Raw genomic sequence first — 12,391 nt, 5'->3', positions numbered from 1 at the left:
CCCGCTGAGGCGGGGTTTTTATTTTTTCATCTTGCTATTTAAAATCGAACTCTCTGGATATTGCATCCCAAACGGCCAATGGCCTACCACCAAAATTAACAACCTGAATTTTAGTGAAGCTTTCTTCCGGACCCATCACGATGCAATCCAGGAGTTCCACCAAACCGACTCTTGCTCCATAGGAAACCTGCCGCCATGTTGATTCATCTACTGACACGGTAGGCAGTTTGTTTATAAAACCAACACCTCCAACCACTTTTTTTTGTTCGAGATTTCGCCACTCATCTTTCGCTTCTTCCTGATTGCAATCTTTAGCATATGAGACAGAAGATACAATCATAAGAATCAAAATTGATATTAATTTTTTACGCGGCAAGCTCAGTTGCCTTGTGACAGGTTGCCCGTGTGGGTCTAGTGGTGTTTTGGCCATGCCGCCCCCTGCGTATATTGCTTTATGTTTACCCAAAGCAACATAGCAGGGGAAACGGCCGACAATCTAGAGGGCGGGGCCGTTACCGGCCCGACACCGCGCTTTGCATGCACTGTGTGGTCTTGGCCAGCGCGCCGACGAAGTTCTCGACACGGGCAAGCCGGGATTGCGCAGCTCGCTTCTGGATGCCCTGCACCTCACACAGGTTGGCCAGCGCTTTCAGTTCCGATTGGATGTTATCGACTCGCCCCACCTGCACCATGGCACCCGTGCGCGATGCTTCCAGCAGTTGCTGGACCAAGCGCCGCAGGTCGGAGTGATACATGGCATCGCCGCCGATCAGCTGATGCTCTTGCCACTCGTTCCACTGCCGCGTGAGCGGGTAGTCGAGCGTGATCGCGGCGGGCGCCGGGGCAGCGTCTCGGCCCAGCCATTCGCCCTCGACGATGCGTGAGGTCTCGCGCTCGATACCTTCCTGCACGAATGCCATGGCGTGCTCAACCTGTTTCTGGGTGGCCTCGTCGATATGCTCGATGCCCAGGTAGCCGTTGACCAGTTTCCACATGCCGGCGTAGTCGGCGGACTGGCCGCGCACACTGCGCAGATTGGCCAGGGTGCGCACGGCACGATTGAGCGGACGACGCTCGGCGATGGTGGTGGCGCGCGGGTTGACCGCTTCGCCCTTCTGCCAGTAGTCCGCCAGCACGTCGAAGCATTCGGCCTGATACGCGACGAGGAGCTTGCGAATTTCTGGCTTGACCCGGTTGGTGTCGATGCCGAACAGCCAGCCGTTGAGCTTGTTCAACGGCAGCGTGAGGTACTTCTGGATGCCGCCCTTCGAAGGTATATCCATCATGGATACCCCTTTGGAGAGCACCGGGTGGCGCTTGATGCGGTTGAACTGGGCTTGCCATTGAAGGCCAATGCCATCGCAGATCGGCTTCATGGCCACACGCACAATGCCTTCGACGTTGAAGGTCGGGATGGCGGTGCCGTGGAAATCAACGGTAACGGGTGAAGCGGTGATAGCAGTCATGGTGTAGCTCCCTGGATTTGATTCAGGGTCCGCCACCTCACTTCCACATGATTGGGGGCGGACCGTACGCGGGGTGGAAGACCGGGGGAATCACAGGGAAACCCGGCAGGCCCGAAGGCCTCCCGCGCACGGCCCGCCATAACGGGCAAACACAAAAAAAGCGCCTAGGGCGCCGTGCGCCTGCGATTACCTCATCGGGCTTCCACACCCGGCCACTGATTTTGCAGCGGCACGAGAATAGTGGCCCAGCCAGGCGCAGGCGTCAAGAACGCGACCGTGTGCACGATACCAGAACCGCCTGGCCAATGGGGCCCGCCTGGTGGCGGTGTATAAATGTTCAGTGCAGTGCCAGGCAAAGCTGCGTCCGCTCGCGCCAATAGCGCTCGGCACATTCCATCGGCTGCTTTTCCCAGCGCCAGGCGGCCAATCCGCGTCCTTCCGCGCTTGCTTGCTCGCGCCGGTCTTCAAGCGCCTGACTCGCTGCCTCCCACTTGCGACGCACGTACTCGCCACCCTGGGTGATGGTGTCGAGCACATCCAACACCCAGCGCCGGAAGGCCTTGGCTTTCGGCGTGCGGGCGAACATGGCGACTAGGTGTGCGCCTCGCAGGGAGAAGACTCGGACTTCCTTGAGCTGCCCATGCTGGTCGGTCAATTTGACCGTGCAGGTCATGGTGTCGGTGAACTCGTCCTTGTTGCGAGAGTAGATTCGGCTCACTGCGCTGCTGTCCTTGTAGCCCAAGGCATCCCCAATTTGGGGACCCCTTGCCCAGACCTCGCCGTCGCAAGTGATCAGGTCAATCTCGGTACCGTCGAATACCATCGTTTGCATGATGTCGTCCTTCTGGCGATGAGCCCATTGTTCACACGGGTACAGGCAGACCATGGAGCTCGACACCACTGCCGACCCCAATGGACTCATCCCGCAAGGGCTCCATGGTTTACGCGCCGTGTGAATGGCGCTCACAAAAGATGCCAGCCGAGGGAGCGGCCAGCGTGTCGAAGGTGTGGAAGGGTTTTCTGTCAACGCTTGTTGATCACACCAAGCGCCCCGCTCTCTATGTGCTGGATCTGGTCGAGGCGGGACGCTTGATCTTCGATGCCGCGCATGCGCATGACGGATTCCAAGGCGGTGTAGTCGATGCCTTGGTGGATGGCGCCGCCCATGCCCGCGATCACGCGCCATTGGGTGGCACATGCGCAGAACGTCTCGTACGCCTCGCGGTGCTCCGGCCATAGCTCAGTATCGTTGGAGCGCGCGTAGCGCTCCTTGATCTTGATGCCGATCAGCGCAGCCTTTTCCTTGAGACTCCCCCGGTGCCCGCCGCCAGCCCAGCTGGCACCGAGGTCTTTCAGTTTTTTGCCGCGTAGACTGCCCGGCCCTGCTGGGTGGCGAAGAAGCTCTGCGCGAGGGCGCGGCGGTAGTAGTTGATCTGGAGGATCTCACGAAGGCCGTCTTCGTCGATTTTTGCCACGGTGCTTTGGTGTTTCTTCGGGGCATCACTTTCGTCGAGCCCCCGAGGGCCTTCGATGCCTTTGCAGTGTTCGACGATCACGTCGACGATGTCGCGCTTGCTCTCTTCGAGCGCCTTGAGTTCATCGGCGGTCAGCAGTGTCCAGGTGACGTCGTAGCCGAGCTGTCCGACCTGGGGAACGTCGACGTCCATCTCGACGGTGGCAGTGGGTTGCTTGACGATCACGATGCCCATGTTGGTCTCCTGATTTATGGGGCAAAAAGAAGCGCCGCCGGATGGGCCGGCGACGCTTTGCGCAAAAGGGTCTGCTATCCAAGGGTGGATGAGATCAACGGAACGTGAGGGTGTACTCGTCGTCGCCGTTGACGGGCAGGAACCGAGCGTCCATCTGGTAGTGGACGTAGCCGTCCTGGTCCTGGTCACTGATTGACGAGAGCTGCGCGGCGGGCGCGTTGAACTCGAAGATATTGCCGGCGGCTGTCCCGTGCGTGAGCGCGATGGCACCGGTCTTCACCGCTTGATGCGATTCGATCTCGGCGAAATAGTCCTTGGTCGCGAGATCCGGGGCTTCGATATTCACCTGGCCGGTGCTTTGCCGGTCGGTGATGTGGGCGCCCACGCAGTTGATGAGGTTGCGCCATGTGACGGTATTGTTCTGCGTGACCGTCAGGGACTGACCACACCCCTCGTAGCCGTGAACGGAGTAGTCGCTGGTGTTCTGCTCGTTCACCGGCACTTCAGTCAGAGTTTCCTCGTACTCGCCAGTGAGTTCGAATTCCTCGGGGCGCGTGTAAGCACCGGTCAGCGCCACTTCGATTGTGGGATCGCTACCGGCCGTTAGGTTGAGCGTTGCGGTACCGCGAGCGCCGGTGATGCGCTGGACCTGGTTATCGGTGATCCAGTAGACCGTGACCGATTCGAAATCCTCGGAAACGGGCTGGTAGACCACATTGCCGGTGCCGGATCCATCGTCGGCAGTGATCGTTTCGGAGTGGCCACAAGCGCGCAGCAAGGCGCCACTTTCCGGCACGTCGCCGGGGGTGCCGGCGCCCTTGAGGGGTGCCGTCAACGTGACCTGGGCGTTGGGGCCGGTGTTGATCTGAGCGAACCCGCCGAGCGAGGGCCGCATGCGCGTGCGGTCTGTGGTGTTGCCGCCGTAGCGGGTGCCGCTGACGTCGGTCAGCGCCAGCATGTCGTCGACCGTCAGGCCCGGGTCGACACCGTATTCCTCTTCGATCTTAACGAGCGCGAACGTCTTACGCGTCAGCATTGTCGCTCTCCTTCTTCACGTCCGCGCTCGGCGCGGTATTGGGCTTGGCCGGCTTCGCTTTCTTCCCGCTGTCGGCCCCGGTTTTCGGTTTGCGCGACGCTGGTTTCGTACGTTGCTTCAGCGTCGGCGCACCGTTCTTCATGACATAGCTGCCGCCTTTACGTGCGGGCATAGTGACCTCCGAGGTTTCAGGTTGGGATGCGGCGCTGCCACCGCATCAGCTCGCGCCAGTAGACGTGCCGCCCGGAGACGGCGACCTGCTGGCCGCCGACGTCTTCAAGCGGGGTGATGGCACCAGGCTGCTCCAGGCCGATCAACGCGCTAACGGCCTGCTTGCTCAGCGCTTCGATCTCCTGCTGGTTGGCCACCAGCACCACGGCGACGTACTCGGTCACGGTCTGGTGGCGGCAGGTCGTGCGGGGCGGGTCGGCCTCGCTGGATACGGTGTACACGAACGCGGCAGGCAGCGCGGGGGCTTGTGTCGAGAGCGTGGCGACCTGGATCTCGAAGTGCGCCTGATACTGCTGCTGTTCGTTCTCGTACTCCTGGGCGGCGTCGGTGATCTCGATGGAGTCGACACCGGTGTGCTGTGAAACGGCGGTGTCCAGCCCGGCGCTGAGGTCCTGCAGATCGGCGAAACGCTCGCCGCGCAGCGTGACCATGTAGATATCGACGCGCCCTACCAGGTAGCCATCAGCATCGAGGAAGTTTCGCGCCATGGGCTGGTACACCGCATTCGGCAACGGCTCTTTCTCCGGAAGCGTCAGCGGGTAGGCGCGGGATGACACCAGCGGATTGAGCAGCTCGACCATGGTGACGGCGGTGTCGGCGAGGCTGGGGTCCGCTTTGCTCGACAAGTTGGCGTCGATGCCCTCGGCAGTTAGCCGGTCGATGATGGCCTGCAGCATGATCAAACCCCCTTACGCTTGAGGTAGGCCGCCATGCCGTCGTAGAAGCGGCTCTGGAATTGTGAAGCGTTGCGCTTCAATGCGGGCGCCATGAACGGCTGGGCCTTTTGCCCCGGGTGCTTATAGGTGTAGGCGCGGATATGGGCGTAGCGGCGCTTGAGGTTGTGGGTGCCTCCGATGCGCCGAAATACCTTGCGCGTGCTGGGTTCTACGCCGTGCTCGACGAGGCGGCCGACGTAAGCCTGGCTATAGCTGTTGACCTTCTTGATCGGCCCGATGCGCACAGCGACCGTGCCTTCGGCAAGACCGAGCCGGCCGCGCGCGTTCTTGGATAGTGACCGACGGGCCAGGGATTGCTTAAGCTCCCCGCCATCCTCGCCCTGACTGACCGGCACCAGCTGCTGCATGGTCTGGAGTATCGGCTTGCCGGCACGGTTGAGGCCTGCACGAACGGCTCGGCTTTGAAGCTCTGCCTCGAGCCCTGCGAGCCGCTTACGGATTGCTTCGGCGCCCTCTTCACTGATTGAGATCTCAAAGCCGTTCATGGCACATGAACTCCAGTTGGCGATCTTCCATGCGGGAATTGATAGGCGGGCCGTCTATTTCATAGGTGCGGCCGCGATATTCAATACGCCACTCGTTCACCTCTACGCCGGCCAGGTCCCGACGGTAACGGCAACGAATGCGGGTAGTGATCTCGGAGTTGACCTGCTGCGCTTCGAAGAACTCACGGCCCCGAAGGGGCTCGACCGACGCCCAAACCGTGGCGACTTGTTCAAAGCTTTCCGTCGGTTGGTTGTATTGGTCCTTAGCGCCATCGACGGGTCGCTGAAGCGTCACCCGATGGCGTAGTCGTCCAGCTCTCATGGTCACCCCACGGCGTGAATGCGGTACGGCGCCAGCAGCGCGGCGACCCCCATCGGCACCTCGCTGGTGATGGTCCCGGTGATGACCTGCTCGCGGTTTTCGTACCAGTGCCCCACCAGCAACAGCAGCGCGACACGAATATCGGGCGGGATGGTTTCGTATCCCACGGTGGCGCTGATTGTCACCGACTCGGGCTCGTCGATCGTTCGTGGCCAGTCGCTGCCATACTGAGGTGACAGCGTTGGCATGATCGGCCGGGTGTCGAGACGCAACGTCGAGGCGTCGAGCGTCTGTTCCACGCCCTCGGGGTCGACATATTCGAGGCTCTCGATGGCGATCACCGGCGACCAGGGAAGCTCAATAGCCCCATCCTGGGCGGGGAACCCGTCGAGCACCTTTGAAACAGTGGGCGATGCGATCCGTGCTTGCGTGTGGTTCTCGGCGTAGCGAACGGCCGCATCGATCAACGCCTGAATCAGCGTGTCCTCGGCGGTGTAGCTATCCGCGTCGTCACGACTGTCGATCAATCGCAGGTGGAGCTTGGCATCGGCAAGTTCGATCATGCGGGCACTCGCTCAGAATTCGGAATCACGACCACCGCTATACGGCGGCCGTGTTAAGGGCGTCAGGCCTTATCGGCGGCGCTTTCGCTTTTGCTGTTGCTGTTGCTGTTGCTGGCTTTGGTCTCGCCGCCAGCGTCTTTCTTGAGGCTGGCAGTCGGTACGGCGATCTTCCGCTCTTCCAGTTGCTTGGCACGCTCAGGCTCGAACCCGGCGCGGTCGCCTTTCGTATAACGATGCCAGGGGCGTTTGAACGTCATGGAGGTCAGCTTGCGAGAGTCTTTCTGGGTAGTGGCCATGGGATAATTCCTTGATGGTCAGGTGAGAAGCAGACTACGCCCGGCTCATCACCGGGCGATTGTCACGAGGATGGCTTACCAAGGCACTTCGCTGCCGAGTACCAGCCCTTCGGGATGACGGAACGCCACGTCGTGCTCTTTCACGACACGCAGCAGCGATTGGTTGCGCGAGAAGGCGCTAACCAGGTTGTCGTTGGCATCCTTGTAGGTAGCCTCGCGACTGAAGTCGATGGTCATGGTGTCGCTTTCACCGATCACCACATCGTTCCAGTCCGCGAAGTAGATCTCGCTTTCGTTACTGTTGCCGGCTTCTGAGGTATCGAGGTTGTTGGGAATGGTAGTGGTGTGACGGATCGGCCAGCCCTTCAGCTCACCGTTGGCCATTTCCGGATAAACCTTGTTCCCGTTGCCATCTCGCAAGCCGAAAAGCTTCATGTAGGTGCGCGGTGACATACCCCAGCCCGGACGCATCAGCAGGCTATCGCTCTCCATCAGCGTCAGGATCAGTCGGTCGAGATAGGCGTCGATGGCAGCCATGTCTTTGGCGTCGGCGCTGTCCCATGGAACGACGCGCCCTTCGTCGCGACAAATCTTGGAGAAGCCGGTGGGGGTATCGCTGGACCCGTCATCGCGCAAGAACGCCTTGTCTTCACGCACCGCCATGCTGGACAGCATGTCGTTGAGGAACATCTGTTCGACGTTGAAGCCGGCACGACCGATCAGCTGATTCGAGAACGGCACCATGGTGATCATGGTCTTGGCGTTCAGCGCGACGTCGTCGGTACCGCCCTCGCTGGCCAGCACGTCACTGCCCTCGCCCACATAGCTCGACGTGGCACCAGAGGCCATGCGCGGCAGGCTGAGGTTACCGTTGGGTAGCGGCATGGTCTGGGCACCCAGCGAACGCACGATGGTCTTGGGCCGCAGCAGCTCGATAATCTCATCGTGCATGTTCTGCGGTACCAATGACCCACCTGAGCCAGCGGCGGTCTCTACTGCCATGGCGACATCGTCATCACCGATCTCGTTACGCGCGAACTGAGCGGCGAGCTGCATATCGCCCCGACCGGCGGCCATGGACATGGCCATGCGCGCGGCGGTAGCGCCGACATACTGCTTGAGCTCGGGCTTGGTGTGCACTGCCGGGCCGCGACCGCCGTAGCTCTCGACAGGCGTTGAGGCAGTGGCATTCATGCGTTCGGTACGTTCGGCACGCCCAAGCTTGGCGCTGGTGTCGTCGAATTGCTTGGACAGCTTCTCGAACTGCTCGAGCTGCTCGGCACTGAGCTCGCCGCTCTCTTCTTCCTGCTTGGCCAGCGCTTGGATCTGATCATTGACCTCGGCGCGCTCGCGGCGGAGTTCTTCAATCGAAGGCATCGTGGCGTCTCCTTGAGGATTCACGGGCATAAAAAAAGCGACCCAATGGCCGCCTGTGGTTGTCGCTCCGCCGCTCGGCTAGAGCTGACACTGGGCGTCGAGCGCCCGAGCTTGTGCTCGGATGCTTCGAACTGGACCGGTATTGCTGGATTGGCTGGAGTAGCGTTGCGCGATGGCGTCCACCGCATCTTGGGCGGGTGCGATCTCATCAATCAGTTTGGCCGCCAGCGCATCCTCGGCGGTATAGAGCCGCGCTTGCGTGGAGACCACTTCATCCGTGCTCATGCCGCGATAGGCGGCAATCGCGTCGGTGAACACCGTGTAATGGACGTCGAGCTTGTGGTTGATCTCGGCGACGGCTTGGTCGGTGATCGGCTCGTGCGGGGAGCCGTCGTTCTTGTGGTCACCACGGAAGAAGGTGTTGAAGACGATCCCGGCCTCTTCTTCCATGCGACTCACTTCGAACGTTTCGATAATGACGCCGATGGAGCCAACGCCAGCCGTCGGGCTGCAGACGATGCGTGAACAAGCCGCCGCGAGGAAGTAACCCGCTGAGTAAGCCGCGAAATTGACAAGCGCCGTGATCGGCTTGGTCGCGGTACTGGCACGAATGAAATCCGCCAGTTCCTTGCACCCCATGGCGTGGCCACCGCCGGTATGGAAATCGAGCACGATTTCCTCGACGAACTCATGATTGAGCGCAGCGGTAATTTGCGTGCGCAGGCGTTCATAGGACACCAGCTCTTCGCATGCCGCGTTGATGGTGCCGCGGCGGGCGACCAGCACGCCGTGCACGGGAATGATCGCCATGCGGCCGACTACCTGAAGATGCTGCATCTCGCGCTCTTCAGGCGTATCACTCCCGAGGTTGATGCCATCGGGGAGATCTGTGGCTTTGCCGAGCAGGCGCGGCTCAAGGACCGAGCGCACGGACTGGACCAGCGTGGGCGTCGCGTAGAGCGGTGTATCGAACACCATCGACGCAATGTGTGGATAGTTGATCAGGGCGTGCGACATTGGATGATCCCCTCGATTTCCTTCATTTGCTCGGGCGTGGCATTGATCGACTGCTGAATGTTGCCGGAGTCGTTCATGTTCATGGGCGTGAGGTAGCGGTCACCACCTGAGATCGGCGGCATATTCTCCAAGCGCCGGATATCGTTGACCGACAACCATCCCCATTGGCGCCCGAGGGCATAGGACTCATAGCGCGACTTCTGATCACCGCGCAGTAGGCCGCCGACATTGAACTCGATGTAAAGCTGCTTGCGCTCTTCCGGCAGCAGCAGGTCGCGCATCATTGCCGCTTCAATGCGCTTCACCCAGGGCAGTAGGGTGTAGATGACATACTGCAGCCCTTGGTGTTCGATGTTGTTAAAGGTGGCCTTGTCGAGCTGCTGGACCATGTGCGGCGGCACTTTGTACAGACGGCAAACCTCATTGATAGAGAAGTTGCGCGACTCGAGCAGCTGCGCCTTTTCGTTGTCCATCGAGAGCTGCTTGTAGGTCATGCCCTCTTGGAGAAGCGCTACCGAGAACGCATTCCTCAGTCCGCCCCCATGGCGCTCGGTGAACTTATTCAATAGCCGGTCTACTGCTGCCTGGTCCTTGATGCCTTCCGATTCTCTGGGGCGCTCGATCACACCAGACATCGTGGCGCCGCGCTGAAAGACGGCGGCGGCATGTTGCTCAGTGGCGAGGCCAAGTCCGATCACATCAGAGTTGGTGGCGATCGGTGATAGACCGACGTAACCATCCACCGAGAACGCTTTGATGTGATGCATCATGCGCATCGGCACCACCTCGTCGACCTCGACCAGGTGGTAATACGGCATGCCATCCGGGCCTTTGAGCACTCGTACTTTCTTCGGGTGAATGGGGATCAGCTCAGTCGGGTACCCACGCTCGTCACGTTCGATCAGTGAGAAATGATTGCCTTCCAGCCCGAGGCATCCCTGAGCCTGCTCGTAATACTCGAACGAGGTGTCCTTGCGATTCGGCTGGCTGTGAACGAGATCATAGATCGGGTGATCAACAGCACGATCACGCCCGCCGTCACCGTCCCGCCGGTAAAGTTCGCAGGGAAGTTGGGCCACGGATTCCGCCAGCAGCGTCACGCACGCGCGTAACGCGCCAACAGCGAGCGCTGATTCGGTGTTCACCATGGTGCCCGCGCTACTCTGACGGCCGGTGACTGAGCTCACCCAGCCGGTCCAGTCAGTGTTTTTGCGTTGGTGTCCGCCTGCAGCGGTTGTAAATAGGCCGGGCCAGAACATCAGTCACCCTCCTGCGGCGGCGCCTGACGTCCAGCAGCGCGTGAGGCGAGCCATGACCATGACAGGCACAGCACCCCAGCGACGATGTAACCGGCAGCAGGCACCATCAGCCAGGTGCCGAACGACACCAGTGCGGCGCCGATCAGCCCGATCAGGAAGATGATTAGGGAAGTCAGCATGTAACGTCCGTCGTGTCGTAAATGGATTGCTCGGCCTCGTCATTCTCGGTGAGCACCGCACGGCCCAGCGCCATGAGGATCGCGATGATGCCGTCGATCTTGTTCTCTTCCTTCTCTTTGCGCGGGTAGATGTTGTCCTTCGCATCGGACTTGGCGACCACGTTAGAAGCCATCCAGGTGAGAACCGGGTCGGCGCTGTGACGCCAGCGACTGCCGGTAATGGCAGCCTCCATCTCGCGCATCGCGGGGCTCATGTTCTGCACCGTGTTGCGGTATTCGATGACCTCGGCGCCGTCCTTCATCAGCTGATGGGCAAGCTGCGTGGCGCGCCATGGGTCGTAGGCAATCTCCTGGATGTCGAAGCGCCCAGCGAGGTCCTTGATGTCCTCGCGAATGATGTCGAAGTCGAGCTCTTCGCCGTCGGTAGTGATCAGATCGCCACTGTTCACCCAACTTTCATAAGCGGCACGGTTGTTACTCGCGCGCTCAACCGCGCCTTCCGGCAAGTAGCTGCGCACGAAGACGGTCCAGCGCGTCTTGGCTCGACCGTTCTTATCCTCAATCTCATCGCGAAACAGCAGCGCAATGGCGGCGATGTCTGTCTTGCTGGCGAGGTCGACACCTAGCCAACACTCCTGCCCTTCGAAATCGTCGAGTGTCAGACCGTCGTCGCCAGACGAGTGCCAGTCCGCCATGTTCAGCCAAGCCGTCCGGGCGCTGACCCAGACGTTGAGGTGCTTCGTCAGGAAAGAATTCTGGCGACTCGGGTAGCGGATGGCGTCACGCTGCGCCTTGAGCAGAAACTCCTCGGAGACGGAGACGCCGAAGTTGGGATTCGCCTTGCGCAGCACCGCCGGATCTTGCCAGTCGTCACCCTGGTCGATCGTGTAGATAATCCCGAACAGTTCATCGTTAGGCAGTGCGCCTGAGAGCATCTGCTGCACTTGGCGTCGCTTGTCGTAGCACGGTCCTGCCAGGTTGAAGCCGGCGGTGGTGATGATGAACATCAGCCCCTGGTCGCGAGCCCCCATGCCGGTGAGCATGGTGTCGTAGAGGTTCGGGCTCTGGTGCTCGTGGAACTCATCGACCAGCGAGCAGCTGGGCGATGAGCCGTCGCCAGGATCGCCGATTAGCGGCTCGAGGCGGCTGCCGTCCTCCGGGATCGAGATGTTCTTGGCCATCACCTCGATGCCAGCCGCACTGACCAGGGCTGGCGACTTTTTAAGCATCAGCCGGGCCGGGCGGAACACCTCCCAGGCCTGCTTCTCGGTGGTCGCCCCGCAGTAGACCTCGGCGCCGTATTCGCCATCGGCACACAGCATGTAGTTGGCGATGGCCGCGGCCAGCACCGACTTGCCATTCTTGCGCTCGACCTCGATGTAGGCCTCGCTGAACCGCCGCAGCCCGGTCTTCTTCTTCAGCCAGCCGAAGATGGCGCAGACGATGAATAGCTGCCAAGGCTCTAGGGAGACCAGCTGCTTCTCGCGCGCCCAGCGCCCCTTGGTGTGAGGCAGCAGTTGGATGAAGACGCTGGCGTGTTCAGCGGCGTCGCGGTCGAACCGGTACGGAAACGACCGGGACTTCGCTGCCTTGAGATCGTCCAGATGGCGCTGGCAAGCCTGCCGGACCTCTTTGCACGCCGGTATCCGGCCAGCCACGACGTCCCTGGCGTACTTGTTCGCGGCGTTGACGTTGGGGTAGCTGGCCATTCGAT

17 protein-coding genes are annotated in these 12,391 nt (G+C 60.8%); all 17 read right to left on the bottom strand.

Annotation, left to right across the window (positions count from 1 at the left end; translation table 11 throughout):
• Nucleotides 1-34 precede the first annotated feature (34 nt).
• On the bottom strand, nt 35-430 hold the full coding sequence (locus tag KZO83_RS07710; RefSeq protein ID WP_247620368.1) for a hypothetical protein: 396 nt from the start codon (nt 428-430) through the stop codon (nt 35-37).
• 82 nt (nt 431-512) lie between these two features.
• Nucleotides 513-1,466 (bottom strand): phage antirepressor N-terminal domain-containing protein, encoded by a 954-nt coding sequence (locus KZO83_RS07705; protein WP_247620367.1) that lies wholly within the window; start codon nt 1,464-1,466, stop codon nt 513-515.
• A gap of 337 nt (nt 1,467-1,803) precedes the next feature.
• Entirely contained in the window at nt 1,804-2,298 is a 495-nt protein-coding gene (locus tag KZO83_RS07700; RefSeq protein WP_247620366.1) for a BRO family protein, read from the bottom strand.
• Between the two features lie 191 nt (nt 2,299-2,489).
• Nucleotides 2,490-2,741, bottom strand: a complete 252-nt coding sequence (locus tag KZO83_RS16475; RefSeq protein ID WP_418904304.1) for a DUF1799 domain-containing protein — start codon at nt 2,739-2,741, stop codon at nt 2,490-2,492.
• A gap of 77 nt (nt 2,742-2,818) precedes the next feature.
• Nucleotides 2,819-3,175, bottom strand: coding sequence for a hypothetical protein (locus KZO83_RS07690; RefSeq protein WP_247620364.1), 357 nt, complete (start codon nt 3,173-3,175; stop codon nt 2,819-2,821).
• Between the two features lie 94 nt (nt 3,176-3,269).
• Nucleotides 3,270-4,211, bottom strand: coding sequence for a phage tail tube protein (locus KZO83_RS07685; protein WP_247620363.1), 942 nt, complete (start codon nt 4,209-4,211; stop codon nt 3,270-3,272).
• Nucleotides 4,198-4,383: a hypothetical protein gene (locus KZO83_RS07680; RefSeq protein ID WP_247620362.1), complete on the bottom strand. Its 186-nt coding sequence runs from the start codon at nt 4,381-4,383 to the stop codon at nt 4,198-4,200. The genes KZO83_RS07685 and KZO83_RS07680 overlap by 14 nt, the downstream gene beginning before the upstream one ends.
• Before the next feature lie 16 nt (nt 4,384-4,399).
• Complete coding sequence (locus tag KZO83_RS07675) at nt 4,400-5,119, bottom strand: hypothetical protein (RefSeq protein ID WP_247620361.1); 720 nt, start codon at nt 5,117-5,119, stop codon at nt 4,400-4,402.
• Nucleotides 5,120-5,121: 2 nt separating this feature from the next.
• On the bottom strand, nt 5,122-5,664 hold the full coding sequence (locus KZO83_RS07670) for an HK97-gp10 family putative phage morphogenesis protein (protein WP_247620360.1): 543 nt from the start codon (nt 5,662-5,664) through the stop codon (nt 5,122-5,124).
• Nucleotides 5,651-5,986 (bottom strand): phage head closure protein, encoded by a 336-nt coding sequence (locus KZO83_RS07665; protein WP_247620359.1) that lies wholly within the window; start codon nt 5,984-5,986, stop codon nt 5,651-5,653. Before KZO83_RS07665 ends, KZO83_RS07670 begins: the two co-directional genes overlap by 14 nt.
• Nucleotides 5,987-5,988: 2 nt before the next feature.
• Nucleotides 5,989-6,549 carry a head-tail connector protein gene (locus KZO83_RS07660; protein WP_247620358.1) on the bottom strand — a complete coding sequence of 187 codons (561 nt, stop codon included), beginning with the start codon at nt 6,547-6,549 and terminating at the stop codon, nt 5,989-5,991.
• 62 nt (nt 6,550-6,611) lie between these two features.
• Nucleotides 6,612-6,845: a hypothetical protein gene (locus tag KZO83_RS07655; protein ID WP_247620357.1), complete on the bottom strand. Its 234-nt coding sequence runs from the start codon at nt 6,843-6,845 to the stop codon at nt 6,612-6,614.
• A 75-nt stretch (nt 6,846-6,920) separates the two neighbouring features.
• On the bottom strand, nt 6,921-8,222 hold the full coding sequence (locus tag KZO83_RS07650; RefSeq protein WP_247620356.1) for a phage major capsid protein: 1,302 nt from the start codon (nt 8,220-8,222) through the stop codon (nt 6,921-6,923).
• Between the two features lie 78 nt (nt 8,223-8,300).
• On the bottom strand, nt 8,301-9,239 hold the full coding sequence (locus KZO83_RS07645; protein ID WP_247620355.1) for a S49 family peptidase: 939 nt from the start codon (nt 9,237-9,239) through the stop codon (nt 8,301-8,303).
• The gene (locus tag KZO83_RS07640; RefSeq protein WP_247620354.1) at nt 9,224-10,498 is read right to left on the bottom strand and encodes a phage portal protein; all 1,275 of its coding nucleotides are present in this window, start codon (nt 10,496-10,498) and stop codon (nt 9,224-9,226) included. The genes KZO83_RS07645 and KZO83_RS07640 overlap by 16 nt, the downstream gene beginning before the upstream one ends.
• A complete protein-coding gene (locus tag KZO83_RS07635; protein WP_247620353.1) occupies nt 10,498-10,677 on the bottom strand; it encodes a hypothetical protein in 180 nt (59 codons plus the stop codon). Before KZO83_RS07635 ends, KZO83_RS07640 begins: the two co-directional genes overlap by 1 nt.
• Nucleotides 10,671-12,386, bottom strand: coding sequence for a terminase large subunit (locus tag KZO83_RS07630; protein ID WP_247620352.1), 1,716 nt, complete (start codon nt 12,384-12,386; stop codon nt 10,671-10,673). The genes KZO83_RS07635 and KZO83_RS07630 overlap by 7 nt, the downstream gene beginning before the upstream one ends.
• Nucleotides 12,387-12,391: the final 5 nt, after the last annotated feature.

Source organism: Chromohalobacter moromii, from assembly GCF_023091865.1.
GTDB lineage: Bacteria > Pseudomonadota > Gammaproteobacteria > Pseudomonadales > Halomonadaceae > Chromohalobacter > Chromohalobacter moromii.
This window is presented reverse-complemented; position numbering and strand designations above follow the sequence as displayed.